Source organism: Sphingomonas sp. BLHR8 (assembly GCF_056821725.1).
Window position 1 is genome coordinate 1,229,751 of record NZ_JBPDIM010000001.1, and the last position, 26,671, is coordinate 1,256,421.

General features: G+C 68.8%; 23 protein-coding genes and 1 pseudogene. 10 read left to right on the forward strand and 14 right to left on the reverse strand.

All coding sequences use genetic code 11. The features are described 5' to 3' along the window. The first annotated feature begins 50 nt into the window (after positions 1–50). On the forward strand, positions 51–1,043 hold the full coding sequence (locus ACRYJK_RS06090) for an aspartate carbamoyltransferase catalytic subunit (protein ID WP_482666649.1): 993 nt from the start codon (positions 51–53) through the stop codon (positions 1,041–1,043). After that, the gene (locus tag ACRYJK_RS06095; protein ID WP_482666650.1) at positions 1,040–2,266 is read left to right on the forward strand and encodes a dihydroorotase; all 1,227 of its coding nucleotides are present in this window, start codon (positions 1,040–1,042) and stop codon (positions 2,264–2,266) included. Before ACRYJK_RS06090 ends, ACRYJK_RS06095 begins: the two co-directional genes overlap by 4 nt. A gap of 129 nt (positions 2,267–2,395) precedes the next feature. Here the strand turns inward: ACRYJK_RS06095 and def are convergent, their stop codons facing one another. After that, entirely contained in the window at positions 2,396–2,929 is a 534-nt protein-coding gene (gene def / locus ACRYJK_RS06100) for a peptide deformylase (protein WP_482666651.1), read from the reverse strand. Between the two features lie 32 nt (positions 2,930–2,961). After that, positions 2,962–3,558 carry a recombination mediator RecR gene (recR, locus tag ACRYJK_RS06105; protein WP_482666652.1) on the reverse strand — a complete coding sequence of 199 codons (597 nt, stop codon included), beginning with the start codon at positions 3,556–3,558 and terminating at the stop codon, positions 2,962–2,964. A 249-nt stretch (positions 3,559–3,807) separates the two neighbouring features. On the opposite strand from recR, the gene fmt reads away from it, so the two are divergent. Then, on the forward strand, positions 3,808–4,728 hold the full coding sequence (fmt, locus tag ACRYJK_RS06110) for a methionyl-tRNA formyltransferase (protein WP_482666653.1): 921 nt from the start codon (positions 3,808–3,810) through the stop codon (positions 4,726–4,728). Beyond that, positions 4,728–5,465 (forward strand): tRNA pseudouridine(38-40) synthase TruA, encoded by a 738-nt coding sequence (gene truA / locus ACRYJK_RS06115; RefSeq protein ID WP_482666654.1) that lies wholly within the window; start codon positions 4,728–4,730, stop codon positions 5,463–5,465. Before fmt ends, truA begins: the two co-directional genes overlap by 1 nt. A gap of 12 nt (positions 5,466–5,477) precedes the next feature. Here the strand turns inward: truA and ACRYJK_RS06120 are convergent, their stop codons facing one another. From ACRYJK_RS06120 to ACRYJK_RS06135, 4 genes are read right to left on the reverse strand one after another with little or no spacing between them, the layout of a single operon-like run. Beyond that, positions 5,478–6,191, reverse strand: a complete 714-nt coding sequence (locus ACRYJK_RS06120; RefSeq protein ID WP_482666655.1) for an NnrU family protein — start codon at positions 6,189–6,191, stop codon at positions 5,478–5,480. Between the two features lie 27 nt (positions 6,192–6,218). Beyond that, positions 6,219–7,535: an amidohydrolase family protein gene (locus ACRYJK_RS06125; RefSeq protein ID WP_482666656.1), complete on the reverse strand. Its 1,317-nt coding sequence runs from the start codon at positions 7,533–7,535 to the stop codon at positions 6,219–6,221. Further along, entirely contained in the window at positions 7,532–8,932 is a 1,401-nt protein-coding gene (locus ACRYJK_RS06130; protein ID WP_482666657.1) for an amidohydrolase, read from the reverse strand. Before ACRYJK_RS06130 ends, ACRYJK_RS06125 begins: the two co-directional genes overlap by 4 nt. 8 nt (positions 8,933–8,940) lie before the next feature. Further along, positions 8,941–10,629: a peptide MFS transporter gene (locus tag ACRYJK_RS06135; protein ID WP_482667410.1), complete on the reverse strand. Its 1,689-nt coding sequence runs from the start codon at positions 10,627–10,629 to the stop codon at positions 8,941–8,943. Positions 10,630–10,805: 176 nt separating this feature from the next. Between ACRYJK_RS06135 and ACRYJK_RS06140 the strand changes: the two genes are divergently transcribed. After that, positions 10,806–11,405 (forward strand): nitroreductase family protein, encoded by a 600-nt coding sequence (locus ACRYJK_RS06140; RefSeq protein ID WP_482666658.1) that lies wholly within the window; start codon positions 10,806–10,808, stop codon positions 11,403–11,405. 31 nt (positions 11,406–11,436) lie between these two features. After that, on the forward strand, positions 11,437–11,784 hold the full coding sequence (locus ACRYJK_RS06145; RefSeq protein ID WP_482666659.1) for a GntR family transcriptional regulator: 348 nt from the start codon (positions 11,437–11,439) through the stop codon (positions 11,782–11,784). On the opposite strand, the gene ACRYJK_RS06150 is transcribed toward ACRYJK_RS06145, so the two are convergent. Genes ACRYJK_RS06150 through ACRYJK_RS06165 form a run of 4 tightly spaced genes read right to left on the reverse strand, consistent with a single transcriptional unit; the run spans position 11,781 to position 18,505 of the window. Next, positions 11,781–13,724 (reverse strand): tetratricopeptide repeat protein, encoded by a 1,944-nt coding sequence (locus tag ACRYJK_RS06150; protein ID WP_482666660.1) that lies wholly within the window; start codon positions 13,722–13,724, stop codon positions 11,781–11,783. The two genes, ACRYJK_RS06145 and ACRYJK_RS06150, sit on opposite strands and share 4 nt — an antisense overlap. Next, positions 13,699–15,084, reverse strand: coding sequence for a PEP-CTERM-box response regulator transcription factor (gene prsR, locus ACRYJK_RS06155; RefSeq protein ID WP_482666661.1), 1,386 nt, complete (start codon positions 15,082–15,084; stop codon positions 13,699–13,701). The genes ACRYJK_RS06150 and prsR overlap by 26 nt, the downstream gene beginning before the upstream one ends. Then, positions 15,081–17,117, reverse strand: coding sequence for an XrtA/PEP-CTERM system histidine kinase PrsK (gene prsK, locus ACRYJK_RS06160; RefSeq protein WP_482666662.1), 2,037 nt, complete (start codon positions 17,115–17,117; stop codon positions 15,081–15,083). Before prsK ends, prsR begins: the two co-directional genes overlap by 4 nt. Next, entirely contained in the window at positions 17,117–18,505 is a 1,389-nt protein-coding gene (locus tag ACRYJK_RS06165; protein WP_482666663.1) for a TIGR03013 family XrtA/PEP-CTERM system glycosyltransferase, read from the reverse strand. The genes prsK and ACRYJK_RS06165 overlap by 1 nt, the downstream gene beginning before the upstream one ends. A 215-nt stretch (positions 18,506–18,720) precedes the next feature. Between ACRYJK_RS06165 and ACRYJK_RS06170 the strand changes: the two are divergent. Then, positions 18,721–19,161, forward strand: a pseudogene (locus ACRYJK_RS06170) (leucyl/phenylalanyl-tRNA--protein transferase); the annotation flags it as partial. 65 nt (positions 19,162–19,226) lie between these two features. On the opposite strand, the gene ACRYJK_RS06175 reads toward ACRYJK_RS06170, so the two are convergent. The 4 genes from ACRYJK_RS06175 to ACRYJK_RS06190 all read right to left on the reverse strand — a co-directional run bounded on the left by ACRYJK_RS06175 (position 19,227) and on the right by ACRYJK_RS06190 (position 21,563). Next, entirely contained in the window at positions 19,227–19,994 is a 768-nt protein-coding gene (locus ACRYJK_RS06175) for a DUF2155 domain-containing protein (RefSeq protein WP_482666664.1), read from the reverse strand. After that, the gene (locus tag ACRYJK_RS06180) at positions 19,991–20,377 is read right to left on the reverse strand and encodes an NADH:ubiquinone oxidoreductase subunit NDUFA12 (RefSeq protein WP_482666665.1); all 387 of its coding nucleotides are present in this window, start codon (positions 20,375–20,377) and stop codon (positions 19,991–19,993) included. Before ACRYJK_RS06180 ends, ACRYJK_RS06175 begins: the two co-directional genes overlap by 4 nt. Before the next feature lie 52 nt (positions 20,378–20,429). Beyond that, positions 20,430–20,930 (reverse strand): DUF192 domain-containing protein, encoded by a 501-nt coding sequence (locus ACRYJK_RS06185; protein WP_482666666.1) that lies wholly within the window; start codon positions 20,928–20,930, stop codon positions 20,430–20,432. A 69-nt stretch (positions 20,931–20,999) separates the two neighbouring features. Beyond that, on the reverse strand, positions 21,000–21,563 hold the full coding sequence (locus ACRYJK_RS06190) for a RecX family transcriptional regulator (protein ID WP_482666667.1): 564 nt from the start codon (positions 21,561–21,563) through the stop codon (positions 21,000–21,002). Between ACRYJK_RS06190 and ACRYJK_RS06195 the strand changes: the two genes are divergently transcribed. The 3 genes from ACRYJK_RS06195 (at position 21,562) to ACRYJK_RS06205 (ending at position 26,589) form a co-directional block, all read left to right on the forward strand. Further along, on the forward strand, positions 21,562–23,484 hold the full coding sequence (locus ACRYJK_RS06195) for a fatty acyl-AMP ligase (RefSeq protein WP_482666668.1): 1,923 nt from the start codon (positions 21,562–21,564) through the stop codon (positions 23,482–23,484). The two genes, ACRYJK_RS06190 and ACRYJK_RS06195, sit on opposite strands and share 2 nt — an antisense overlap. Before the next feature lie 117 nt (positions 23,485–23,601). Next, on the forward strand, positions 23,602–25,905 hold the full coding sequence (locus ACRYJK_RS06200) for a putative bifunctional diguanylate cyclase/phosphodiesterase (protein WP_482666669.1): 2,304 nt from the start codon (positions 23,602–23,604) through the stop codon (positions 25,903–25,905). A 174-nt stretch (positions 25,906–26,079) separates the two neighbouring features. Then, on the forward strand, positions 26,080–26,589 hold the full coding sequence (locus ACRYJK_RS06205; RefSeq protein ID WP_482666670.1) for a CHAP domain-containing protein: 510 nt from the start codon (positions 26,080–26,082) through the stop codon (positions 26,587–26,589). Positions 26,590–26,671 lie beyond the last annotated feature (82 nt).

Genomic DNA, 26,671 nt, shown 5'->3' on the forward strand with positions numbered 1-26,671 from the left:
ACCCTCACAGCTTGCCGGGACGAGCCTGAAACCTTAAGCGTCGCGGCTTGATGACATCGCCGCTACCCACCCGCGATCCGCGTACCCCGGCCGGGCGCGCGGCGTTTCCGCACGCCCACCTGCTCGCGCTCGCCGGACTGCAGCCGTGGGAGCTCAGCTTTCTCCTCGACGAGGCGGAACGCTACGTCGACGGGGGCGGCGCGGAGAGCGCTCCGCTCAAAGGCCGCACGCTGATCAACGCCTTTTTCGAAAACAGCACGCGCACGCTCCTGTCGTTCGAGATCGCCGGCAAGCGGCTCGGCGCCGACGTCGTCAACATGCACGCCGCGACTTCGAGCGTGAAGAAGGGCGAAACGCTGATTGACACCGCGCTGACATTGGATGCGATGCGCGCCGACGCGATCGTCATCCGTCACGCAAGCTCGGGCGCGGTGGCGATGATCGCGGACAAGGTCGCCTGCCCGGTGATAAACGCGGGCGATGGCTGGCACGAACATCCGACGCAGGGGCTGCTCGACGCGCTGACCATCCGACAGGCGTTCGGGCGGATCGAGGGGCTGACGATCGCCATCTGCGGCGACATTCGCCACAGCCGCGTCGCGCGGTCGAACATGATCGCACTGGCGACGCTAGGCGCCGAGGTGCGCGTGGCAGGGCCGCCGACGCTGGTGCCGGTGGAGGTCGAAGCGCTCGGCGCGCGGCGCTACAATCGCATCGAGGAGGCGATCGACGGGGCGGACGTGATCATGATGCTGCGGCTGCAGAACGAGCGGATGGACGGCGGCTTCATCCCCTCCCCGCGCGAATTCCACGCGCTGTGGGGGCTGACTACGGAGCGGCTGCGGCTTGCCAAGGCGGAGGCGCGGGTGATGCATCCCGGGCCGATGAACCGCGGCGTCGAGATCGCCAGCGCGGTCGCCGACGATCCCGAACGCAGCCTGATCACACGACAGGTCGCAAATGGCGTTGCGGTGCGCATGGCCTGCCTCGAAGTGCTGACCCGCGTGCGGCGGGCGGTCGCCGGATGGGAGGCGAAAGCGTGAGCCGGCTGCTGATCACCAACGCGCGGCTGGTGAATCCGGACCGCGACGAGGTCGAGACGGGCGCGCTGCTGGTCGAGCATGGTCGCATCGTCGCGCATGGCGCGCAGGTCGATGCCGACGATGCGGAGGTGGTGGACGCGAGGGGCGCACTGCTGGCGCCGGGGATCGTCGATTTCGGCGTCTTCTCCACCGACGCGAGCGCGTTTCATTTCGGCGGTATCACCCGCGCGGTGCTTATGCCCGACGGGCCGCCCGCGCTCGACAATCCGGGGCTGATCGAGCGCGCGGCGAAGGCGGGGAAGCCCGACCTGTGGCTGCATCCGATGGCCGCGGCGACGCGGGGCCTCGTGGGGACCGAGCTCGCCGAGATGGGGTTGATGCAGGCCGCCGGCGCGCGCGCGGTGGCGACCGGGCGGCACCGCATTGCCGATGCCGGCGTGATGGCGCGCGTGCTCGCCTATGCCGGCGGACTAGGGCTCGTCACCGTCACCCACGCCGAGGACGAGGGGCTGACGCGCGGTGCGGTTGCAACCGAGGGCGAAGCGGCGATGCGGCTCGGCCTCCCCGCCGCCCCCGCCGCTGCCGAAGCAATGGCGATCGCGCGTGATCTTGCGCTGGTCGAGGTGACGGGTGCGCCGCTGCATTTCCGCCAGGTGACGACCGCGGCGGGCTTCGACCTCATCCGCGCGGCGAAGGCCAAGGGGCTGCCGGTGACCTGCGGCATCACGCCCGCGCACCTGCTGCTGTCGGACACTGCGCTCGGACCGTGGCGCACCTTTGCGCGGCTGTCGCCGCCACTGCGCAGCGAGGACGACCGTCACGCCGCGCGCGCCGCGGTCGTCGACGGGACGATCGACGTGCTGGCGAGTGGCCACGACCCGCGCGGCCCCGAAGACAAGCGCCTCCCCTTCGCCGACGCCGCGCCGGGCATGGCGGGGGCGGAGACGCTGCTCGCGCTGGGGCTCGGCTTGGTGCGCGACGGGCTGGTCACCCTCCCCCGCCTGTTTGCCTTGCTGAGCGAAAAACCGGCGGAGCTGATCGGGGTGGCGGCCGGAACGCTCGACGCGGGAGCGGAAGCGGACCTCATCCTGATCGATCCCGACGCGCCGTGGGTGGTCGACGCCAAGCGCATGTCCGCGCGCGCGGGGAATACGCCCTTCGACGGCCTCCCCGTGCAAGGCCGCGTCCGCGCCGTGTGGAAAGGCGGACGGCGGGTCGGGTGAGGCCAAGTGCTTTCGGTTGACCCACAGCGTCACCCTGAACTTGTTTCAGGGTCCATGACGCAGCGCCGCGATGGATGCTGAAACGAGTTCAGCATGACGGGCGGAGGACCCCCAGCCGCGGTGCGTCAGCTACGCCGCGCGGCGCATCTTGTTGAGCTTCTTCAATAACATATCGCGCTTCATGCGCGACAGGTGGTCGAAGAACAGCACCCCGTTCAGATGATCCATCTCATGCTGAATGCAGGTGGCCATCAGCCCGCTCATGCGTTCGCGGTGGGTCTGGCCGTCGAGGTCCTGCCATTCGCAGGTGATTTCCGCCGGGCGCGTCACTTCGGCATATTGTTCGGGCACCGACAGGCAGCCTTCGCTGTAGCAGTTGAGCTCCGGCGAGGGATCCGAGAACACCGGGTTCACGAACACGCGCGGGTCCTTGATCACCGACTCGCCGCTTTCGTCGGCGGGGTCGCGTTCTTGCAGGTCGATCACCAGCAAGCGCAGCGGCACCGCGACCTGGATTGCGGCGAGGCCGATGCCGGGAGCGTCGTACATCGTCTCGAGCATGTCGCTCGCGAGCTGTTTCAGCTCGTCGTCGAACCGCTCGACCGGCTGCGACATCTCGCGCAGCCGCGGGTCCGGAGTTTCGATAATCTCGAGAATGGCCATGCCGCGGGAGCTAGGGTTGCGAGGGGGGCGGGTCAAGCGACCGGGCGGCGCGCGCGCAGCGCCTGCGCCAGCGTGCCTTCGTCGAGATAATCGAGCTCGCCGCCGACGGGCAGGCCGTGCGCGAGCTGGGTGATGCGCACCGGCAAGCCTTCGAGCCGGTCGGTGATGTAGTGGGCAGTGGTCTGCCCTTCGAGCGTGGCGTTCATCGCGAGCACCACCTCGTCGACGCCGCCTGCGCCGACGCGGCGGACGAGCGCGTCGATCGAAAGGTCATCGGGCGTCACCCCGTCGAGCGCCGACAGCCGCCCGCCGAGCACATGGTAACGCCCCGCGAACAGCCGCGAACGATCGAGCGCCCACAGGTCGGCGACCTCCTCCACCACGCACAGGCTGCGCGGATCGCGGCGTTCGTCGGCGCAGATCGCGCACGGATCGCGCGTGTCGACATTGCCGCAGGTCGAGCAGGTGAGCAGCCGCTCCTCGACCGTGCGCAGCGCGGCGATCAGCGGCGCAAGCGCGGTCTCACGCCGTTTGACGAGGTGCAGCACCGCCCGCCGCGCACTGCGCGGGCCGAGCCCGGGGAGCCGGCTCAACTGCTGCACCAGCGCGTCGATTTCGGGGGATGCCATGCGCGCCGGAGGTAAGCGGCAGCGCCCGGCGGTGCAAGACGGGTGCGCCGTCTCTCCCCTCCCCCTTGTGGGGAGGGGCTCGGGGGGTGGGGGCCGAGCCGCGTCTGCGGCTCGTACAGACACTAGCGCAACGTGACACCCGGCTAATCCGCTCGCGGACGCGAGCGCACCCCCACCCCTACCCCTCCCCACAAGGGGGAAGGGAAGTACACTTGCCCCGCCCCGCCCCGCTCCCCTATCGCGGGCGACATGCGTGTGGTGATGATGGGAACCCCGGCCTTTGCCGTGCCGACGCTCGACGCGCTGGTGGCGGCTGGGCATGAGGTGGCGGCGGTCTACAGCCAGCCGCCGCGCCCCGCGCATCGCGGCAAGCGTGACACGCCCTCCCCCGTCCACGCGCGCGCGGTCGAACTTGGTATCGCGGTGCGTCACCCCCGCTCCCTCAAGCACGCCGACGAGCAGGCGGCATTTGCGGCTTTGGGCGCGGACGTGGCGGTGGTGGCGGCGTACGGGCTGATCCTGCCGCAGCCCATCCTCGATGCGCCGCGGCGCGGATGCCTCAATGTCCACGCATCGCTGCTGCCGCGTTGGCGCGGCGCGGCGCCGATCGTGCGCGCGATCCTCGCCGGCGATGCGGAGACCGGCGTCGGTATCATGCAGATGGAGGCGGGGCTCGATACGGGTCCAGTGCTGGCCGAGGCGCGCACCGAGATCGCGCGCAAGAACGCTGGCGAGCTGACCGCCGAGCTAGCGGCAATGGGCGCAGCGCTGATGGTCGAGGTGCTTGCCGACCTTCCCGGTCATCGCGCGGTGCCGCAGTCAACCGATGGCGTCACCTACGCGCACAAGATCGACAAGGCCGAAGCGGCGATCGACTGGCACGCGAGCGACGTTCAGGTCGAACGCCACATCCGGGCCTTTGCTCCTAACCCCGGCGCGTGGGCGAGCTACCGCGGCGAACGGCTCAAGATTCTCGCCGCCGACGTGCTGCATCCGGGCGAGACGCAGCCCGGGGCGATGCCGGGGACGCTGATCGACGATGGCTTCACCGTCGCCTGCAACCCCGGCGCGATCCGCGTGACCAGCGTGCAACGCGCCGGACGCGGGGCGATGAGCGCGAGTGAGCTGCTGCGCGGCTTCCCCCTCCCCGCGGGCACGCGGTTCAACTGATGCCGCGCTATCGCCTGCTGCTTGAATGGGACGGGCGCCCGTTCATGGGCTGGCAGCGGCAGGCGCACGGGCCGAGCGTGCAGGGCGCGATCGAGGAGGCGGCGGCGCGCTTCCTCGGGCCGGATGTGGCGGCGGTCGCGGCGGGGCGCACCGATACAGGCGTCCATGCGCTGGCGATGGCGGCGCACCTCGACGCGGCGCGCGAGATGGAGCCGTTTCGGGTGATGGAAGCGCTCAACGCCCAGCTCCGCCCGCTGCCGGTCGCGGTGCTTGAGGCGAGCCTCGCCGAAGACGATTGGCACGCGCGCTTCTCGTGCATCGGCCGCGCTTACCGCTATCGCATCGTCAATCGCCGCGCGCCGCTGACGCTGCAGCTGGGGCGGGCGTGGCAGGTGGCGATCCCGCTCGACGCCGATGCGATGAACGAGGCGGCGCAGCTGCTCGTCGGGCGGCACGACTTCACGACCTTTCGTTCCGCTCACTGCCAGAGCGCGAGTCCGGTCAAGACGCTCGACCGGCTGGTGGTGTGGCGCGAGGGCGAGTGGATCAATGTCGAAGCGTCCGCGCGCAGTTTTCTCCACCATCAGGTGCGATCGATGGTCGGCTGCCTGGTGCTGGTCGGGCGAGGGCGGTGGAGTGCCGACGACCTCGCCGACGCGCGCGACGAAGCGGACCGCGCCGCGCTGGGGCTCAACGCGCCCCCGGACGGGCTCTACTTCACCCGCGCGAGATATTGAACTCGCAGAGGATCAAACGACCCAGCGCCAGATGCCGGCCGCCACCCGCGCACCGAGCGGGGTATGGGCCCAGGTCGCGATCAGCCACAGCAACGTCCCGGCCAGCAGCACCGCCATCGACGGGATCGCTGCGCGCCACGGCAAACGACGCGCCATCTGGGCACCGAAGGGCCAGTAGGCCGTGCGCGATCGCCACAGCCGCCAGCCGTCGCTCATGGCGCCGTGCAGCCGCGCCTTCTTGCTGTCCTGGCCGGCCGAACCGAGCAAGGCGAGCAGCAGGATTGCGGTCGTCAGAATATGGTTCTCCGGCGTTGGCCAGATCGCGAGATGGACCAGCGCCCAGATCGCGAAGCTCCACATCATCGGATGCCGCGTGATCGCATAAACTCCCGCCGGATTCCTCCGCGACGCTTCGAGCGCGCCCGGCGCGGGCATGGCGGGGTTGCGGCGCAACGAGCCGATCAGCAGCACGGACGCCACCCACATCGCCGCGCTGGCGATCGCCCAGGCCGTATCGCCGGGCACGAACGCAGGCGGGGTGGCCGGGACCGCGCGGTAGGACGACACGGTCCAGAACAAGGTCGCGAGCGCGATGACGCTGTAGATCAGGCGAAAACTGCCCTCCCCCACCGCTCTCACGAGCGGCCGACGAAAGGGATGCGACAGGAGGAGGTGCGAGGCGACGAAGCTGGCGGCGGCGGTGGAGAGGGTCGCTAGCGGAGCCATGTCGGCGCGTCCCCCTCCGTCCCTGCGTCAGCGATCGTAGGCGTTGGGAAGGTCGCCCTCCACCGGGTTCATATATCGGTCGCGCAGCCGTCGCTGGCGATCGTCGCCGCGCTGTTCGACGCCGTCGATATAGACCGCCGTCGGCATGGAGGTGACCTCCAGCGGATCACCGTCCCAGATCACGACATCGCCGGCCCGCCCCGCGCGGAGCGATCCCACGACATCGCTGACCCCAGCGGCATCGGCGACGCGCGACGTGATCGCCGCGAAGGCATCGTCCCAGGATAGCGATGATGCACCAGTCACCCGCGCCAGTCCGACGAGGTTCCCGGCATATTGCCGACCATAGTTGAGCTTGTGCACCTCGTTATCATCGACCAGCCCCAGCGCGACCGAGACACCGGCGGCGCGCATTCGCCCGACGTTGCTCTGCGTCGCGGCGACATCCTCGAAGCTTGACGGGAGGTCGTTCACGCCGCCCGCGATCACGGGCACGTTGGCGGCGGCAATTTCACGCGCGACGGTCCAGCCTTCGCTGGCACCGACCAGTGTCAGCTTGATCTGCGGGTACTCGCGCAGCAGGCTCAGCACCGACAGGATGTCCGCGCCGCGATTGACCTTGACGAACAGCCGGTCGCGACCGTCGAGCACGCGCAGCAGCGCCTGCGCGTCAGCCCGGCTCAGCAGCGAATCCTTGCTGCGTCCGTCATAGCCGCGCGGATCGGCGGCATAATCGCGCGCTTCCTGCAGCAGGTTGCGAAAGTGGAGGAACGTTGCCGCGCGGCTGCCGCCAGCACGCTGCGCGCCCGTTTCGCCGAACTCCACATATTGAAACACGCCGGCGCGGGTGATCATGTTGCGGTCCGAGCCGAGGTCGACGAGCGCACCGCGCCCGTTAAACAGCCCGCCGCTGCGCCCCGGATAGACCAGCGCGCGGGTGACGCCGGCGGTGCGGTTGACCGCCACCGGGACCCCCATCGGGTTGAGCGCGGGCGCAATGTCGATCGCCGCGCTGTAGGGGCTCTGCGCCGCGCTGCTGTCGTTGCTGCCTTCAACGGCATCGACCTCGACCAGCCCGACGCGCGAAAAGCCGGCGACGAGCCCCGGCGTGACCCATTTCCCGCCGGCATCGACTGCGTTGACGCCCGCGGGCACCGCGACGCCGGCGCCGGCCGCAACCACGCGGCCGCCCCGGATGACCACGGTGCCGCGCTCGATCGGCGCGCTGCCGTCGCCGATCACGAGCCGGGCGTTGGTGATGGCGACGTCCTGCGCCGCCGCACCCGTCGACACGAGACCGGCAAGCGCCGCTCCGGCGAACAGGATCGAACGAAGCGCGCTCATTTGACGTCTCCCTCGCCCGGCTGGCCGAGCTCGAAATCGGTCACCGGTCGCCGCCGCGGATCGTTCATATCGTACACCAGCGCGCCGTCGATCCACACCCGCTCGGGCCGCGAATAAACGCTGAAGGGGTTGGCGTTCCACAGCACGACGTCCGCCATCTTCCCCGCCTTGAGCGAGCCGGTCATCGCGTCGATGCCCATCGCCCGCGCCGGGTTAATGGTCAGCCAGCGCATCGCCTGCGCCTCGCTGATTTCGATCCCGGCGCGGCGGCCCGAGGCCATCGCCTTGGCCGCCTCCTGGTTGAGCCGCTGGATGCCGTTGGCATCGTCCGAATGAACAATGGCGCAGCCCCCCGCGCGCTCCACCAGCGCCACATTCTCGGGGATGCCGTCGTAGGCTTCCATCTTGAAGCCCCACCAGTCCGCCCACATCGCCGAACAGACGTTGGCATCGCGCAGCATGTCCGCGATCTTGTAGCTTTCCACGGCGTGGTGGAACGCCGTCACGCGGTAACCGAACTCGCGCGCCATATCGAGGACGATGGCCATCTCATCGGCGCGGTAGCAGTGGTTTTGAACGAGAATGTTACCGCGCAGCACGTCCGCCAGCGTCTCCATCTCGAGGTCGCGGGTCTGATTATCGCCACGATCGGCGCGACGACGATACTCCGCGGCGCGCGCCCAGGTCTGGCGGTCCACCGCGATATTCCCCATCCGCGTCGACGGCATCCGACCACGCGAGCCATAGACGCGCTTGGGATTCTCGCCGCACGCCATCTTGAGGCCGTAGGGCGCGCCCGGGAACTTCATCGACTGGACCGTCCGGCCGGGCACATTCTTCAGCGTAACCGAGCGGCCGCCCATCAGGTTCGCCGAACCGGGCAAGATATGCAGCGACGTGATCCCGCCATTCATCAGCGCGCGGGTGAAGCCGGGATCCTGCGGCCAGATGCTGTGTTCGATCGACACGTCAGCGGTGACCGGATCGGTCGCTTCGTTGCCGTCGCTGTGCGCCTGCACGCCGGGCGAGGGGTAGGCGCCGAGGTGGCTGTGAATGTCGATGATGCCCGGCGTGACGAAGCGACCCGCACCATCGACGCGCGCATATCCGTCAGGCACGGCGAGATCGGCGCCGCCGATCGCGACCACCTTGCCATCGCGCAGCAGCACGGTCCCATTCTCGATCCGGCCGCCTTCCCCGTCGAACACGGTCGCGCCGACGATGGCGGTCGCAACGCTCGGATAGGCGCGATAGGTCGAGGGATATGGGTTGGTGACCGGCGCCGGCGCCCGTTCCGCCGGTGCTGCGGAGGTGCGCGGACTAGGCGCAGCAGTAGCGCATCCCGCCACAGCAAGCGCGATCGAAGACGCGGCGATCAGACGAAGAAATGAGCGCATGAGGGGGGTCAGCTCCGAGGCGTGCGGTCTGTTGGATAATGGGTGCCGGCCGGCGTCTCGCCACGACCGAGCTCCGTTGCCGGATGCACCCCAGCCGCCTGCGGTTCGCCGACCAAGCTGTCGCGGCCTGCTAGGTCACGTCCCGCATCGTCATTGCCGAGCGTGTCGAGATGCATCCAGCGCTTCACGATCGGCGAGAGGAGCAGCACCGCAACCGCGGCACCGATCGAGATCCAGCCGAACAGCTCGTAGATTTCGAGCAGCCGCTCCTTCGACATTTCCCCGCCATGCCCGCCGGTCGCTTCGCCGATCTTGCCGGCGACGAAGTTGCCGACCGCGGTCATGTAGAACCACGCACCCATGATCAGCGAGGCGAGATATTTCGGCGCCAGCCGGTTCATCGCGCTGAGGCCGACCGGCGACAGGCACAGCTCACCGGTGGTGGCGAGCAGATAGTAGAGGAACACGAACAGCACCGGCGTCATCGCCGCGATGCCATAGGCCTGCGCCCCCCACACGAGGACGAGGTTGGCCAGCCCCATCTGCGCCAGCGCGAGGCCAAACTTCGCGGGTGCCGAAGGTTCAAGCCCGCGCCGCCCCAGCCACTGCCACAGCGCGGCGAACAGCGGCGCGAGGAGGATGATGTAGATCGGGTTGATCGACTGGAACAGGGAGGCTTCCACGCCCGCGCGGTCGACGAAGCGATCGGTGAACAGGTTCATCGACCCGCCAGCCTGCTCGAACAGCCCCCAGAACAGCGGGTTCAGCGCGATCAGGAACAGCACCGCGAACATGCGCTCGCGCGGCTCCTTGGGGAGCTTGAAGGTTTCGAAGAGGACGTAGCCGAGCAGCGCGACACCGCTGATGATCAGCAGCGTCTGGATGATGCTGACATACTGGATGAGGCCCCAGATCACCGCCACCGACGCGACGCCGATCGCATAGAGCATCATCTCGCGGGGGCGGGGCAGCATCGCCGGCGGGTCGCCCGCGCCGTTGAGCACCTTCTTCCCCAGCACGAACACGATCAGGCCCGCGAGCATGCCGATCCCGGCAAGTCCGAAGCCATAGGCCCAGCCCAGCCGCTCTCCGAGATAGCCGACAAGGATCGTGCCCAGCGCAGCGCCGACGTTAATGCCCATGTAGAAGATCGTGTAGGCCGCATCGCGGCGGGTGTCGGTGAGGCCGTAGAGCTGGCCGACCATCACCGAGATATTGGCCTTGAGAAAGCCCGAGCCGACGATGATCAGCGCCAGCGCCAGCCAGAACACGTTGATCGCCGGGTCTGCCTGACCGCCATTCCCCTCGACCGCCATGGCGAGGTGGCCGAGCGCCAGCAGGATGCCGCCGAACAGCACCGCCTTGCGCTGCCCCAAGTAACGGTCGGCGAGATAACCGCCCAGCACCGGGGTGATGTACACAAGGCTGGTATAGGCGCCGTAGACGAGATTGGCGCTGCCGTCCGAGAACAGCCAATGCTTGGTCAGGTAGAATATCAGCAGCGCGCGCATGCCGTAGTAGGAGAAACGCTCCCACATTTCGGCGAAGAACAGCATGTAGAGGCCCTTGGGGTGGCCTGCGAATTCGGGTTTGCGGCTGGCCGCGATCATCCCGCCCAGTGCAAGGAAGATACCCAGAACAACCACCGCCACGGCTGCCGTCCAGTCGGCAAAGCCCCAGCGATCCATCGGCAACATCTGCATGAAAACTCTCGCCCAGCGATTGACGCAAGGGGAGATTGCGCGCGTCTTCGCGCCGCTGATCCCCCATTCGGGCGCGACCGTAACGACAAAAGCGCGCATGCCAAGACGCTTTTGTGACAATCGCAACGAAAGCATTGGCGCCCGGCGGCGGCAAACGGCATGAACGTTCCATGTTCGATCCCGCCCCGCCCCGCTTCAACGACCTGTCCACCCCCGCCACTCTGATCGCGACGCGGCGGTCGGGCCGCGCGCGTGAGATGGTGGCGCCCGGGCCGGATGCGGCGACGCTGCAATCGATCGTCGCTTCGGCGCTCCGCGTGCCCGATCATGGCAAGCTGGCGCCGTGGCGCTGGCTCGAAATCGCGGACCGCGACGCCTTTGCCGCGCTGCTGCAGCGGGCTCACCGCGCCGCGCAGGGCCGCACCGCCGAGGGCGAAGATCGCGCGGCGATCGACCGCTTCGCGTGCTCCGCCCCATGCGCGCTCGCGCTGATCGCCAGCCCGCAACGCTCGTCCAAAATCCCAGAATGGGAGCAGACGCTGTCGGTCGGCGCGGCGGCAATGCAGCTACTGAACGCAGCGCATGCACGGGGCTTCGTCGGCAGCTGGCTGACCGGTTGGGCGAGCTACGACCCGACCGTCGCCGCCGAACTCGGGCTCAGCGACAGCGAACGCATCGCGGGCTTCTTCTTTCTCGGCACGCCCTCGCTGCCGCTCGAGGAGCGTGTGCGCCCCGCCCTTGCCGACAAGCTGACCATTTGGCCGGCTTGACGCTGCACTGTGTCACTGTCATACATCAGTGATGCTCGACGCGACGAAGCCGGTCTATCAGCGCCTGCGCGAAACGATTGCGGCTGAAATCCTGCAAGGAACGCGCAAGGAAGGCGAGCAATTGCCTTCGGTCCGCGCACTCGCCGCGACCCACGGCGCCAATCCGCTGACCGTCGCCAAGGCGTATCAAAGCTTTCAGGACGATGGCCTGGTCATCGTCAAACGCGGGGTCGGCATGTTCGTCGCGCAGGGCGCGCGCGGTCGGCTGCGCGACGCGATGCGCTGCAATTTCTTCGACCATGTCTGGCCTCCCGTCGCGGAACAGATCCGCCTGCTCGACCTCGACCCGGCCGAGCTGATCGACCGGGCAAACGCCTAGAGAGCTTCGCTCGCCCAGCGCGCGTAAATCGCATTGGCGGGGTCGAGCTGGCGCGCCTTTCGCAACAATTCCTCCGCATCGCGCGGCCGCTCGCCAACGCGCCACAGGGCGCGACCGTAGACGGCGCTGGTCCGCGCACTCATCGGCATCAGGCGATAGGCGCGGGCCGCGTGCGGCAGTGCGTCTTCGGGACTCCCGATCTCGATCAGCGAGTGCGCCAGTTGCGCGAGGAGGAGCGCGTCGTTCGTCCCCAATCGCGATACCGCCGCCGCATATGCCACCGCCGCGTCCGCCCACCGCCCCGCGTCCGCCGCGAAATTGCCGGCCAGCCGCATCGCGCTCGCATCGTCCGGCCATCGTGCCAGATAGGCCGCAACCGTGGCTTCCGCGCCCCGACGATCGCCATTGCCGAGCTGAGCTTCGATGAGCCGCATCGCTGCACCACGATCGAAACGGAGCTCGGCCGCGCGCGTGTAGGCGCCGATCGCCGTCGACAGATCGCCGCGCGCCCGCGCGACATCGCCCACCACCAATGCCGCCTGCGGAACGCCCGGGTTCGCCTGCGCCAGACGCGCAGCCAACGCCGCCGCACCCGCGAAGTCCCCGCCCTTCGTCATGGCACGAATGCGCGCGATGTCCGCGCCGACGCCGCGATCGGTCGCGGTTGCGGGACTGAGCAGCGCCGACCCACCCTGCCCCATCCGGGAAGCCCGCGCGCGCGGTTCGATGGCGGCGAGTGGCTGGCCATAGGCCTCTGCCATCCGGCTCAGCAGCAGCAGCGACCAGGCATCGGCGTCGCTGCGGACCGTCAGCGGATCGAGCAGCGCGATCGCATCGCCACTCGCCCCGCTGCGTGCCACGGCGAACGCCAGCAGACGTCGCGCATCGCGGTCGTCCGGAACACGAGCTAGCAGCCCCGCCGCCTCGTCGCGCGCGCTCGCATCGTCGCGCAGGGATAGCGCGATTGCGGCGCGCAGCAGTGCTTCGCCCGGCCCGCCCGGCCCGCCGCGCGCGAGCAGCGCACGCGCCAGCGCAGGTTCGCCACCGCGAATGGCGAGCACGGCGCGCAGATAGGCGATGCGGCGATTGCCGGGATCGAGGTCCGCCGCGCGACGCAACTGCGCCACCGCCTCCTGCGCCCGCCCCGCTTCGCCCAGCGCGGCGGCGAAGCCGATCAGCGTCGGCACATCTTCGGGCGCGTCTTCGAGCGCGCTGGCGTACCAGGGCAAGGACGAGACCGGCCCCCCGCGCGTCGAGACGACATCGGCCTTTAACAGGCGTGCGGCGACGCCGGATCCTCGCACGCGCAGCGCCGCGTCGGCCGCGGCGTCGGCGCCGAGCATGTCCTGTTCGGCGAGACGCAGCCGCCCGAGCGCAACCCAGGCGGCTTCGCCCCCGCCACTGTCGATCGCGCGCGCGAACGCGGCGTTCGCGGATGCCGGGTCGCCGAGCGCTATGAACGCGTCGCCGCGCACCAGATCGACCGCAGCCCCCGGAGGCGCGGCCGCGACCGACGCCAGTGCCCCCGCCGCATCACCCTGAAGCAGGCGAGCGCGCGCAATATGCACCGCGAGCGGCGCGCCGGGCATGCCAAGCTCGACCGCACGACGCAGGTTGCGTTCCGCTTCCGCACCCCGCCCCAACGCAAGCTGTGCAAGCGCGAGGTCGCGATGAAGGCCAGGGTTGCGCGGCTGCTGTTGCAGGGCCGCCGTGAGGTCGACCCGTGCGCTGCGGGCATCGCCCGCGACCAGCGCCGCCCGCCCACGCTGCGCGGGATCGAAGGTCACGCCGCGGTAAGCGGCCAGCGCGGCGAGCAGCGCCAGGATGACTCCCGCGGCAACGACCAGCCGCCGCCGCTGCGCGCGGCGATGCGTCGACGCCGCAGCGTTCGCACGCGTCGCGCGGCGGCGTTCCTTACGCGCGCTCGGCGGCGAAGCCATGTTCACGCATCAGATCGTAGAGGGTCGGGCGGCTGATCCCAAGGCGACGGGCGGCGGCGGAAATATTATTCTGCGTGACGCTGAGCGCACGGGCGATGGCGTCGCGTTCGGCCGCGTCGCGCACCGCGCGCAGATTGATCGGCTCCGCGTCGCCGCTGACGGGGGACAGGTCGAGGTCCGCGGCCGTCACGATGCCGTTGTCGCACATGATCTGCGCACGTTTGACGCGGTTCTCGAGCTCGCGGACATTGCCTGGCCAACCCCACGCTTCGATCGCGTCGGCCGCCTCGGGGCTGAGCACCGCCGCCCGACCACCCCGCGCGCCGGCGTCACGCTGGAGGAAGTGGCGGGCGAGCAGTCCCGCATCGCCCGGGCGCTGTGCAAGGGAGGGCACGTGCAGCACCAACTCCGCCAGACGATAGTAGAGGTCTTCGCGAAAGCTGCCGTCGGCCACCATCGCCGGAATGTCGCGGTGCGTGGCGCAGACGACCCGCGTGTCGATCGCGATGGGTTTGCGCCCGCCGATGCGCTCGATGCTGCGCTCCTGGAGGAAACGGAGCAGTTTGACCTGCAGCGGCAGCGGGATATCGCCGATTTCGTCGAGGAACAGGGTGCCGCCAGCGGCGCTCTCGATCTTGCCTTCGGTCGTCCGCACCGCGCCGGTAAATGCGCCCTTCTCATGCCCGAACAGCTCGCTTTCGAGGAGCGTCTCCGGGATGGCGGCGCAATTGATGGCGACGAACGGCCCATCGGCGCGCGGCCCGCCGTCGTGCAGCGCGCGGGCGAGCAATTCCTTGCCCGTGCCGCTCGCCCCGAGCAGCATCACGGTCACGTCGGCAGGGGCAATCTTTTCGATCGTGCGCAGCAATTTCAGCATCACTGGCGCTGCCGTGACCAGTTTGCCGAGCGCGGTGGTGTCCGGGAGGGTGGCTGCCGCCAGCCGCCGGTTTTCCGCCTCCAGCGCATGGACATGCGCCGCTCGGGCGAGAATGCCGGTCAAAGTGTCGATGTCGAACGGCTTGGCGTAAAAATCCCATGCTCCCGCCGCGATCGCGTCGAGCGCGCTTTTGCGGGCGTTGTGGCCCGACGCGACGACCACCTTGGTCGACGGCGACAGGCGCAAAATGTCCGCCAGCGTGCGCAGTCCCTCGCTCACGCCGTCCGGGTCCGGCGGCAAGCCGAGGTCGAGCGACACCACCGCCGGCTCGTGCGCGCGCAGGGCGGCAATCGCCTCGTCGTGATTTCCGGCGACCACCACCTGAAACGCATCGAACGCCCAGCGCAGTTGCGCCTGCAACCCGGGATCGTCCTCCACGACCAGCAGCCGCGGCCGCCCGTCCGCGCCCGTCGTGCCGCTCATGCTGCCAGCGCTCCAAGCAGATCGGCGGGAAGCGTCAGGGTAAAGCGGGTCCCCGCCCCTTCGCGGCTCGTCACGTCGAGCCGCCCGCCCTGTCCTTCGGCGAGCCGGCGCGCCTGATAGGCGCCGATCCCGAAGCCGCCCTCCTTGGTCGAGGCAAATGGCCGGAACAGGTCGCGGCGGATGAAGCTTTCGCTCATGCCTCGGCCGCGATCGACGATTTCGACCCGCACGTGCGCGCTCTCGCGCTGCAACCGGATCGTGACCGGGTCGGCCGGGTCGCTCGCATCGATGGCGTTGTCGATCAGATGCACGAGAATGCTTTCGATCGCGGCCGGATCGCCCAACGCTCGCCCGGCCTCGCCGTGTATCTCGACCCCATGCCGCGAACGCGCGCGCAGCGCCACCGCCAGCGCCAGCGCATCGATCTCGACACTGACAGCGCCATCGCTCACCAGCGGTTCGTCCTGCTGGGCCAGGCGGCGGGTCAGGGTCTCGAGGCGATCGGCGCACAGCCGCAGCGTCGTCACCATGTCGCGGCGAAAATCCGCATTGTCGCCATGCCGCTGCGCGTTGCGCGCAAGCACGGTCATCTGGCTTGCCAGATTCTTCACGTCATGCATGACGAAGGCGAAGCGGCGGTGGAATTCCTCGAAGCGTTCGACCTCCGCGAGCGACGTCGCCGCCCGCGACTCGGCCAGCACACTGGCGGCCTGACGCCCCGCGACTTTCAGGAGGTCGAGGTCCTCCCAGTCGAGTTGGCGATCAACCACAGGCGAGGCGAGCAGCGCCAGTCCTTCGACCTCTCCGAAGTGAATCAGCGGGACCGCGATCCACCACCGCCGCAGCTCTTCGCATTCGTCGAGCAGTGTCAGCACGGCTGGCAGGGCGTGGCGCCGATCGCTGAACTGAGCGACATGTTCGTTCGGCCCGAGCGCCCTCGCAAGCGCCTCCACCGGCACGCTGGCGCCCCCGGCCGGCGGATCGACGCCCCGCGACGCGCCGAGTGCCCAGCCCTCCCCCTCGGGAACGAAGATTGCTCCGCCGCGCGCCTCGACGATGTCGGCGACCGCCTTGAGCGCGCGGCTGGCGACGCTCTCCCCATCGCCGTCGCTGCGATGGAGGGTATCGGTGAAGCGCAGCCATTCCGCCCGATAATCGTAGCGATGCTCGAACAGATATTTGAGCATCAGCACGCGGGCGTGCGCACGAAGGCGAGTGGAGACCAGAAACGCGCTCGCGGCGATCAACGCGCCCGTGATGAGCGCGAGCTGCGCCAGCAGGCCGGCCCCCGGGTGCGTCTGGGCGCCGGCGCCCAGCAGCAACAGCCACGCGCCAACGCCAACCAACGCGATCGATCGGAACGCCGCCGGGCGCGACAGGCGCGCATCGGGCGCGGCGAGGCGCGGGATGCCGATCGCGCAACCGACCAGCGCTGCCATCACCACCAAAGGCCGAAGCGCGATCAGCAGCGTCGGCGGGCCGCCGATCAACAGCGTGAAGCAATGGAGGTTGAGGTCGAACGCCCACAGCAGCCCCAGCGCTCCGAATGCGGGCGCGAGTGCGGACCGCTCGCGACCATTGGCCGCGGCGAGGAGATTATGGACCAGCACCAGCCCGCCCGCCGCCGCCACCATCTGGACGATGGACAGTCCCGGAAACAGCGGCGCGGGATTTGCGCCGGCCGCGAGCGTCGGAAGCGCGACCGCCAGCGCGATCGCCTGAAGCGTCGCGATGCCGACGTAGATCGCGCCGAGGGGAGTGACGCGCCAACCGCGCTCGCGACCGCCGGCGATCCCCGCCATCGCCCACAGCCACGCAAAGTTGCGGAACGCTTCCGCCGCCAGCTCGCCCACCTGCGCGGCGGGGCTGCGCTGTCCGACAGTAGCGACGATCAGCCACAGCGCCGTGGCTGCCAGCGCGAGCAAGGCCGCTCTCTTCGCGCGCGCGGGTCGGTTGCTGCGCGCCTCCCGCGCGGCCACGAAGGCGAAGCCGCCGGCGAGCAGCCAGTGCACCCACAGGACCAGCGGCGCCATCAGCGCGCGCCTGAAGGAAACATCACGACCCGGATCGTCTGCAGGATGATGACCAGATCGAGAAACGGCGTGTAATTCTTGACGTAGTACAGATCATATTCGAGCTTCGAGCGCGCATCCTCGATCGACGCGCCATAGGGGTAGTTGATCTGCGCCCAGCCGGTGAGGCCGGGTTTCACCATATGCCGCTCCGCATAATAAGGGATCGCGCGTTCCAGCTGGTCGACGAATGGAGGGCGTTCGGGGCGCGGGCCGACGAAGCTCATCTCGCCGCGGAGGACGTTGACGAGTTGCGGCACTTCATCGAGCCTGATGTTGCGCAGCAGGCGCCCGATGCGCGTGATGCGCGGATCGTGCGCCGCAGCCCAGACCGGCTTCCCCGCCGCCTCGGCGTCGGTCCGCATGGTGCGCAGCTTCAGGATGTCGAACGGCTCGCCATACAGGCCAACGCGGCGCTGACGGTACAATACTCCGCCCCGGCTATCGAGCGCGACGCCGATCGCCGCGACGATCATCAGCGGCAACGTAAGCACCAGCACCACCAGACTGACCGCAATGTCGAAGAACCGCTTGGCAAAGGTCGACAGCCGCTGCCCTGCGGTGAAACCATCGGAGAATATGAGGCTCGACGGGTTGACCGTGGCGAGGTCGATGCGGCCCGTCTCCCGCTCGAGGAAGGTCGCCATGTCGCTCACCTGCACACCGGTCGTCTTGACGCGCAGCAGGTCCTGCAGCGGCAACGACCCGCGGCGTTCCTCGATCGCGAGCACCACCTCGTCCGCGCCAAGCTGGGTCACATGCTCGCGCAGCGTTTCGATCTCGTCGCGCGGACGGGCGTTGGCGATGGTCGTTTCGCTGAGCGACATGCGTACGAATTCGCCGACCCGAAAGGAGGAACCGGGCTTATCGGCGAGCGCCCGCAACCGCTCCGCCCGGGCACCGGCGCCCAGCACCAGCACGCAGCGCTTCAGGCGAAGACCGGGCGCCACCCACCGCGCGGCGTAGCGGATGGCCATGGTGAAGAGGATCGACAGCGGCATCGCGAACGCGAGGTTCGATCGCCACAGCGCGACGGTCGGCATCAGGAAATAGAGGGTCGCCAGCAGGATCACCGCCAGGCTCACCCCGGCCATGATCCGCATCAGCGCAAAATTGCGGGAACGCAGACCGTCGCTGGTATAGGCCCCCACCGCCACCAGCGCGAGCGATGTCACTGCGGCAAAGAAGATCGCGGGGGTCCAGCGATAGCTGAATGGTTCGATCGCCATGCCGATCTGAGCCGCACGCAACAGCCACGCGATCTCTGCGGCGACGACCAGCGCGACGAAATCCGCCAACGCCAGCAGACCCGCGGCGCGAGAGATATAATGGCGGAACAGCCGGAACATGCCGTCGGGACGATCCCTTGACGTGGTCGCGCCATCACCTGACGCTAGTCCCGCTTAGCAAAGCGCCCGTTAACTGTCGGTATATTTTACATGCCAGCATCCAAGTGGGCGCGTGATGCGGTTGCCGTGGACGCGCCGCCACGCCACCTAGCGTGGAGATGGAACGCGTCGATCTTCGCACGATGCTGGGCGCTTACGCCGTCGGGGCCTTCCCGATGGCGGACGCGCATGACGCCGACGAACTCTTCTGGGTCGAGCCGAAGCTGCGTGCGGTCTTCCCTCTCGATCGTTTCCAGCCGTCGCGCTCGCTGAAGAAAGCGGTGCGGCAGAACCGGTTCTCGGTCACCGCTGACGGCGATTTCGACGCGGTCGTCACCGCTTGCGCCGAGAGCGCAGACGGTCGCGAAGAAACGTGGATCAACGCGCAGTTGCGCGACGCCTACACCCGGCTCCACGCGCTCGGTCATGCGCATTCGATCGAGTGCCGTGATCAAAGGGGGGCGATCGTCGGGGGCCTGTTCGGCGTGACGCTGGGGCGAGCGTTCTTTGGCGAATCGATGTTCAGCCGCGCGCGCGACGCCTCGAAAGTTGCGCTGGTCCATCTGGTCGCGCGCTTGCGGCTGGGCGGCTACAGCCTCCTCGACTGTCAGTTCATGACCGACCACCTCGCCTCGCTCGGTGCGGTCGCGGTTCCGCAGCGCGTATATCGCGCCGCGATGCTCTACCCTTCGGTGGCCGGCGTCGTCTCGCGCGCCGGCGTCGCCTTGGGTGCGGGCACCGCCTTGGGCGCGGGCGGCGGGCTCGGCGGTGCCTTGGGCTCGGCCGAGCGGGGGGTCGCGGACGGACGAGCCGCCGGCGTCGGACGGGTCGGCGACTGGGGCGCGCTCGACCGCTGGCTTGCTGCAGGCGCGCCATTCGATGAAGCGGGCGAGCCGCTGGTGCCCGTTGCATCCGATCCCGACGGCGCTTCGATCAGCCCGGTGCGTTCGTCGGCCCCCGGCACTTCCACTTCACCGGGCCATTCCATCGCGCAGCTTTTCACGAACACATCATAGATCGGATGCTGCACGACATTGCGCTCCGGCCGATCCTTGAACAGCCAGCCGGAAAACACGCGTCGCCACTGCCGCTCGCCCGCCTTGAGCACGTCGAGCTGCACAAACGCGCCGGTTTCCTGCGGATTCTCCCACTGCGCGGTGCGCTCGCAACTGCGCAGCCGCACGACGGCGCGACCAACCTGCCGCGCTTCTCCGGGCTTCAGCGTCAGTTCGGTAACGAACCCGTTTCGTTTGTTGAGGAGGCCCAGCACCGCGACGCGGTCGGCATTCGGCGTTACGCCCTCGTACATCTTTGCGACGTCTTCGGAAGGGCGCGCAGCGGCTTTCGCGGCGGGCTGGTTCGGCGGCGGCGGGGGCGCGGCGTCGCGCTCGCATCCGGCGATGAGCAGAGCCCCGCTCGCCGCCAGCACCAACCCTGCGTGGCGCATCATGCCCCGCCGGGGGTCCACGGGCGATAGTCGCCAGTCGCCGAGGCACGACGACCGCCGCGCTCGAGCGCGCCTGCGGGGCGATAGGCGGATGGCGTGCCGGTCAGGTTGGGAGCCGGCGGCGCCACCCATTCGCGCGGCGCAACCTCATATTCGTCCGGCGTCAGGTCATGCGTGCCATGCAGCCAGCCATGCCATTCGGGCGGGATCCGGCTCGAATCATTGGCCCCGTCGTACAGCACCCAGCGACGCCTGCCGTCCTTGGACGCGAAATATGCGTTGCCGAGCGCGTCGGTGCCGACTTGCCGCCCGTGCCGCCGGCTGAACAGACGCGTGCCGAGGGTGGCGCCGTTCCACCAGGTGAAGATCGAAGACAGGAAACCCATGGTGGTCGCTCGCTTATCCGCGCCAGCCTGTCGCGACAAGCACGCGCAGCGATCAGCGCGGCGGTGACCAGCGGACGACGCCGCTTTCGTCGAGACCGAGGCGCGCGGCCGTACCGCCCGGCAGCTCCAGCACGGCGCTGACGATGCCGCCGCTGGTCGTCGGCGTATCATCCTGCGGCGGGCGGTTTTCCGCGATGCGGTCGATCGTCCCGTCCGCGCGGATGAAGATCATGTCGAGCGGGATGAGCGTGTTGCGCATCCAGAAGCTGCCGAACCGCGGCGGGTCGAACGGGAACAGCATTCCTCGGTCGGGGGCCATCGACGTACGGAACATCATCCCCCGCGACTGCTGTTCCGGCGTTTCGGCGACCTCGACCGTGAAGCGGTGGACGCTCGGCCCCTGGGTGATGGTCAGCGCCGTCGTGCGAAGGCCGGTCTGCGCGCCGCTTCCACTGTCGGCGACCCCTGCAGCCCCCCCGTTGGGCGCCGCATTGCACGCAGCGAGCGGGGCAGTGAAGAGCAGCAGGGCTGCAGCGACGCGACCGAACGTCATGATGGCTGATCCGATGCAGAGGTGTATGGTGCGCCCGCTTGTCGCGCCACGCGCCCGCGCTGGCAAGGGTCAGCCCTCCAGCTGTTCACGCGCGTCCTGTTCGTCCGTCCCGCTCGGCATGCGCGCGATCTTCCAGGCGAGGGATGGCGCGTGGCCGGCCCGAATCAGCGCCGCGACCTGCCGCTTGACGAGCGCGGGGTCCTCGACCGCGCTCGCCCGCCATGGACCGATCCGCTTGCGCCGCGCGAAATCGAGCGCGCTGTCGGTGCGCGCCGCAGCGCCGATATCGAGCGCGCCTTCGCGATCGCCCTCTTCGAGACCGTCGTAGCGCAGTTGCTCGACCAGTCGGCGCTCGCCGAGCCCGCGCCGCGTCATGCTGCGGGCGCGGGCGTCGGCGAACGCCGCGTCGTCGACATAGCCCGCCGCCGCAATCCGTTCGACGAGCGCCGCGATATCCGGCGGCGCCGCCCCGCCCCAGCCGCGTTCGCGCACCTTGCGCTCGAGGTAGCGCGACAGGCGCGCGCGCGACGTCGCGAACCGCTCGACATAGCGGAGCGCGAGCGCCGACAGCGCCTCTGCATCGATCGGCGGCGGCGGCGTTCGGTCTTTGCGGCGTTGAGCGGGGCGAGCCATGGCGCGACCGTTCATGCCAGTGCAGTCCCGCATCCGCCAAGGGGCACTGGCGAGCATCGCCTCCTCGCACTATGACGCGCGCATGACAGGGCCTGAGGCATCGCGCGTCGCCGACGCATCGGGGGACGAAATGGACCAGATTTTGGCGACACGGCCGACGGACAGCAGCAGCGAAGATCGGCCTGCTTCGGTGGCGGACGCGCCCGTCCCCACCCCCACTGACGACGGTCGGCCGCGCCGCTACGCCGACTTTGAAACGCTGGGCGAAGCGCTCGACTATGCCGCCAGCGGAGAGCGCGGACTGAATTTCCATGATGCCCGCGGCAAGCTGGTGCGCCCTTACCCTTTCCGCGAACTGCGCGACGATGCGCTGCTCGCAGCGCAACGTCTGCTGGCGAGCGGCGTCGGTCGGGGCGACCGCGTCGCGCTGATCGCGGAGACAAGCCCTGAGTTCGCCGCACTTTTCTTCGGCGCGATCTACGCGGGTGCCTGGCCGGTACCGCTGCCGTTGCCGACCAGTTTCGGCGGGCGCGAAGCCTATGTCGACCAGCTCGCGGTCCAGCTCAACAGCTGCGAGCCCAAGCTGCTGCTCTATCCCCCCGAGATCGCAGCCATGGGCGCGGAAGCCGCGCGCCGACAGGGGACCGAGGGCATCGCCTGGGACGATTTCGCCACCCGCCCGGAGGCCGGGGCAGCGCTGCCGCAGGCGGAAAGCGGCGACATCGCCTACCTCCAGTACAGCAGCGGCTCGACGCGCTTTCCGCATGGCGTCGCGGTGACGCATCAGGCACTGCTCAACAACCTCGCCGCGCATAGCCACGGCACCGAAGTGCGCGACGGCGATCGCTGCATCAGCTGGCTGCCGTGGTATCACGACATGGGCCTCGTCGGCTGCTTCCTGTCGGTCGTCGCCAACCAGGTTTCCACCGACTATCTCAAGACCGAGGATTTCGCCCGGCGTCCGCTCGCGTGGCTCGACATCATCAGCCGCAATCCGGGCTATTCGCTGAGCTATTCTCCCACCTTTGGTTATGAGATCTGCGCCCGGCGTGTGTCGACGCAAACGAACGCCGCCGAACGCTTCGATCTGTCGCGCTGGCGGGTCGCGGGCAACGGCGCGGACATGATCCGTCCCGATGTCATGCAGCGTTTCGTCGACACCTTCGCTCAGTCCGGCTTCGAGGCGTCCGCCTTTCTGCCGAGCTACGGCCTCGCCGAAGCGACGCTGGCGGTGTCGATCATGCCGCCGGGCGAAGGCATCGTCGTCGAACTGGTCAAGGAATGCGAGCTGTCGGGCGTCGATTCCGCCCCCGACCTTCCCGAACGATTCCGCGCCGTCGTCAACTGCGGCCGCCCCGCGCGCGACATGAAGATCGAGGTGCGCGGCGACGATGGCGTCCCCGTACCCGAACGTCAGGTGGGCAAGGTCTGGTGCGCCGGCCCGTCGTTGATGGAAGGATATTTCCGCGATCCCGACGCGACCGCCGCGTGCATGGCGGACGGTTGGCTCGACACTGGCGACATGGGCTATCTCTCGGACGGCTATATTTACATCGTCGGCCGCGCCAAGGACATGATCATCGTCAACGGCCGCAACCACTGGCCGCAGGACATCGAGTGGGCAGTCGAGCAAATGCCCGGCTTCAAGGCTGGCGACATCGCGGCGTTCGCCATCGAAACACCGGGCGGCGAGGAGGGCGCCGGTGTGCTCGTCCAGTGCCGCACGTCCGATCCCGAAGAGCGTCGGCGCCTGCGCGACGCCATCCGCGAGCGGGTCCGGTCGATCACCGGCATGAACGCGCTGGTCGAACTGATCCCGCCCCGCACGCTCCCTCGAACGAGCTCCGGCAAGCTAAGCCGTTCAAAGGCAAGAGCAATGTATCTATCGGGCGACATCACCCCTTATGAGATCGCGCGATAACGCCATTTTCCGCGGCGTTCAGCGCAGGGATAACGGTTCCTAAACCGTCTCTCCCCTACCGCCGGCGCGATGGTTGAGGCAGGGACCAAATTCACAGCGACGATTTGCGGCGAACCCGTGCCGCTTCGCGCAGTCATCCTCGGCGAGGATATCTTCCCCAACGATCTGAGCGATCTTCGTCGCGGACAGATCCGCCAAGTCCAGGTGCGCAGCTGGCTGCCGTTCGTGGCCGCTGCGATCCTCGCTGTCGCCTATACATGGCATGGCTGGCGCGAGCTTCCGCTGGTGGTGGTCGCAGCGCTTGCGGCGATGCCATTGCTCGTCGCCCTGCTTCGTTACGTGACCGGCGCATCGCGCGCGAAATTCTGGATCGATCAGCCCGCAGGCTTCTACCGTCGGGAGGTTGTGCGGGGGACCCTCTCGGCCCTCGCGCTGGTCGCCCCGATCGCATATTTCGCAGCGCTCGGGGATGCCCGCGGGGTGGAGACCGGGTGGATCGGGCTGTGCACCGCGATGGTCCTCTACGCCATCGCCTCCGCCTCCGTGCCGCTGCTGTTCCTGGCTTATATGCCGATGGCCGGGCTGATTGCCGCGGGCCTGCTGATCTACGTTGGCAGCCCCATCGGCGCTCTCTCGGCGGTGATCGTCACCTACGCCTGCGGGCGCGCGATCGTCGCCAACGCCCAGCAGCAGATCGCGGGCGAACTGTGCGGGCGCGAGGCGAGCGAGAGAGGCGAGACGGTCAGTCTCCTGCTCAAGGAATTTGAGGACGCCGGCGCGGACTGGCTCTGGACGCTCGACGCGCAGCGCCGGGTGACCCGGCCCTCCCCGCGCTTCGCGCACGCGATGGGGCGCACCGCCGACCAGCTGCAGGGGACGAGCTTTCTGCAACTGCTCGCCGGCGATGCGTGGGAGACGGGCAATTTCCCCCCCGCGCTTCACGACCTCGCCAACCGCCTGAACCGGCGCGAAGCCTTTTCAACGTTGCTGGTGCCGGTGATGGTCGGCGGGCGGCAGCGTCATTGGGAGCTGTCGGCCTCCCCCACCTACGACCTGCAGAACCAGTTCACCGGCTTTCGCGGCGTCGGCTCGGACGTGACGCAGGCGCGCGAGTCCGCCGACCGTATCGAGCATCTCGCCCGCTTCGATGCGCTGACGGGATTGCCCAACCGGCTGTATCTCAATGAATCGCTTGGTGGCGCGTTGGAGCAGGCGACCGCGTGGCGCCGCACCTGCGCCTTCCTGATGATCGACCTCGATCGGTTTAAGGCGGTCAACGACACGCTCGGCCACCCGATCGGTGACCGGCTGCTGGCTCAGGTTGCGGCGCGCATTAAACAACTCGTCGGCGAAAACCTGATCGCGGGACGCCTCGGCGGTGACGAATTCGGCGTGGTCCTCCGTGAAGTGGAGGATGTCGACAGCGCCGAACAGGTGGGGCGCCGACTCGTCGAGCTGATCAGCCGACCCTATGAGATCGACCAGCACACGCTCTACGTCGGGGCGAGTGTCGGCTACGCGTTCGGCCCGCGCGACGGCACCACCGTCGAAGCCGTCATCCGCAACGCCGACCTCGCGCTCTATCGCTCCAAGGACCGTGGCGGCGGGACCGTGCACGGTTACGAGCCGACCCTTCACGACCAGGCGCGGGAGCGCCGCGAGATCGAAATCGAGCTTCGTCAGGCGCTCGGCCGCAACGAATTCGCGGTGCATTTCCAGCCGGTCGTCTGTGCCGATGGCCGCATCGACGGGTTTGAAGCCCTGATCCGCTGGACCTCGTCCAAGCTCGGCCCGGTGTCGCCGGTCAAATTCATCCCTGTCGCGGAGGACACCCGGCTGATCGGCCCGATCGGCGAATGGGTGCTCCAGACCGCTTGCCGGGAAGCCGCGCGCTGGCCGGCACCCGCCAAGGTTGCGGTCAACGTCTCCGCCGAACAGCTGTCGCTGCCCAATTTCACGCAGAGCGTCATCAAGGCCCTGTCCCATAGCGGCCTCGCGCCATCGCGGCTCGAGCTGGAAGTGACCGAGAGCGTGTTCCTGCGCGAAGTATCTGGCGCGATGGCGACACTCGACCAGATCCGCGCGCTCGGCGTGAAGCTGGTGCTCGACGATTTCGGGACAGGCTATTCCTCGCTCGGCTATCTGCGCATGGGCCAATTTTCGACGATCAAGGTCGACCGGAGTTTCGTGAAGGGCGCGTTGGCCGGAAACCCCGAATCCATCGCGATCATCCGCGCCGTGGTCGCGCTCGCCGACAGCCTTGACATGTCGACCACCGCCGAGGGTGTCGAGACACGCGACGAGGCGGAGGCGATCGTGCGTCTCGGCTGTGCGAAGCTGCAGGGCTACTATTATGGTCGCCCGATGCCTGCGGAGGATGCCGCGGGGATCTTCGAATCGCTGCGGCGGGAGAGCGCTTAAACCGGCCCTAACACAGTTCAGCAGGTGCTCGGCACGCTCCGTCGACCGGGGCGGAACCACCGCCACGGCTCACCTTCAGCGTTGCTCGCGTCATCGAAAGCGATTTGAGCCACCTCGGCATGACCGCCAACGGGTCCCCAACACGTTCTCATGGACCTGCGGGGGTTCCTCTCAATGTTTCGTTCGATCCGGATGGCCGCACTTGCCGGCGCGCTGTTTTGCACCATGGCGCCGGCGCCAGCGGCAGCCAAAAATTATCTGCAGTGTGTGCCGTTTGCGCGCGCCCTGTCGGGGATCGACATTCGCGGCAATGCGCGTGACTGGTGGGATCGCGCCTTCGGTCGCTACCAGCGCGGACAGCAGCCGCGGGTCGGCGCGGTCATGGCCTTCGCGCCGACGCGGGGGATGCCGGTCGGCCATGTCGCGGTCGTGTCGTCGGTCGTCTCGGCGCGCGAGCTGCTGATCAGCCACGCGAACTGGTCGCCGATCAACGGCCGTCGCGGTCAGGTCGAGCGCAACGTGCGCGTCGTCGACGTGTCGCCCGCGGGCGACTGGAGCCAAGTGCGCGTATGGTACGCGCCGCTTCGCGACCTCGGCACGCGCGTCAACCCGGTGCGCGGTTTCATCTACCCGAGCGCTGGCAGCGCGCTGGCCGCCAACGAAACCACCGACCGCAACGGCTAAGCCGCACTCGGCGCGGCGCGGACCTCAGCCGGCGGCTTCGTCCATCGGCGGCGCGGCGGGAAGCGCAACCGCGTCGGCCACG

What these genes read in the sequence shown, in the direction of transcription:
- ACRYJK_RS06145 (WP_482666659.1), top strand. Translation starts at nt 11,437, where the DNA reads ATGCTCGACGCGACGAAGCCGGTCTATCAGCGCCTGCGCGAAACGATT.
- ACRYJK_RS06140 (WP_482666658.1), top strand. Translation starts at nt 10,806, where the DNA reads ATGTTCGATCCCGCCCCGCCCCGCTTCAACGACCTGTCCACCCCCGCC.
- prsR (WP_482666661.1), bottom strand. Translation starts at nt 15,084, where the DNA reads ATGAGCGGCACGACGGGCGCGGACGGGCGGCCGCGGCTGCTGGTCGTG.
- ACRYJK_RS06165 (WP_482666663.1), bottom strand. Translation starts at nt 18,505, where the DNA reads ATGTTCCGGCTGTTCCGCCATTATATCTCTCGCGCCGCGGGTCTGCTG.
- ACRYJK_RS06185 (WP_482666666.1), bottom strand. Translation starts at nt 20,930, where the DNA reads ATGACGTTCGGTCGCGTCGCTGCAGCCCTGCTGCTCTTCACTGCCCCG.
- ACRYJK_RS06135 (WP_482667410.1), bottom strand. Translation starts at nt 10,629, where the DNA reads ATGTTGCCGATGGATCGCTGGGGCTTTGCCGACTGGACGGCAGCCGTG.
- truA (WP_482666654.1), top strand. Translation starts at nt 4,728, where the DNA reads ATGCCGCGCTATCGCCTGCTGCTTGAATGGGACGGGCGCCCGTTCATG.
- fmt (WP_482666653.1), top strand. Translation starts at nt 3,808, where the DNA reads ATGCGTGTGGTGATGATGGGAACCCCGGCCTTTGCCGTGCCGACGCTC.
- ACRYJK_RS06120 (WP_482666655.1), bottom strand. Translation starts at nt 6,191, where the DNA reads ATGGCTCCGCTAGCGACCCTCTCCACCGCCGCCGCCAGCTTCGTCGCC.
- ACRYJK_RS06180 (WP_482666665.1), bottom strand. Translation starts at nt 20,377, where the DNA reads ATGGGTTTCCTGTCTTCGATCTTCACCTGGTGGAACGGCGCCACCCTC.
- ACRYJK_RS06190 (WP_482666667.1), bottom strand. Translation starts at nt 21,563, where the DNA reads ATGGCTCGCCCCGCTCAACGCCGCAAAGACCGAACGCCGCCGCCGCCG.
- prsK (WP_482666662.1), bottom strand. Translation starts at nt 17,117, where the DNA reads ATGGCGCCGCTGGTCCTGTGGGTGCACTGGCTGCTCGCCGGCGGCTTC.
- ACRYJK_RS06175 (WP_482666664.1), bottom strand. Translation starts at nt 19,994, where the DNA reads ATGATGCGCCACGCAGGGTTGGTGCTGGCGGCGAGCGGGGCTCTGCTC.
- ACRYJK_RS06150 (WP_482666660.1), bottom strand. Translation starts at nt 13,724, where the DNA reads ATGGCTTCGCCGCCGAGCGCGCGTAAGGAACGCCGCCGCGCGACGCGT.
- ACRYJK_RS06130 (WP_482666657.1), bottom strand. Translation starts at nt 8,932, where the DNA reads ATGCGCTCATTTCTTCGTCTGATCGCCGCGTCTTCGATCGCGCTTGCT.
- ACRYJK_RS06090 (WP_482666649.1), top strand. Translation starts at nt 51, where the DNA reads ATGACATCGCCGCTACCCACCCGCGATCCGCGTACCCCGGCCGGGCGC.
- ACRYJK_RS06205 (WP_482666670.1), top strand. Translation starts at nt 26,080, where the DNA reads ATGTTTCGTTCGATCCGGATGGCCGCACTTGCCGGCGCGCTGTTTTGC.
- ACRYJK_RS06195 (WP_482666668.1), top strand. Translation starts at nt 21,562, where the DNA reads ATGGCGCGACCGTTCATGCCAGTGCAGTCCCGCATCCGCCAAGGGGCA.
- recR (WP_482666652.1), bottom strand. Translation starts at nt 3,558, where the DNA reads ATGGCATCCCCCGAAATCGACGCGCTGGTGCAGCAGTTGAGCCGGCTC.
- def (WP_482666651.1), bottom strand. Translation starts at nt 2,929, where the DNA reads ATGGCCATTCTCGAGATTATCGAAACTCCGGACCCGCGGCTGCGCGAG.
- ACRYJK_RS06125 (WP_482666656.1), bottom strand. Translation starts at nt 7,535, where the DNA reads ATGAGCGCGCTTCGTTCGATCCTGTTCGCCGGAGCGGCGCTTGCCGGT.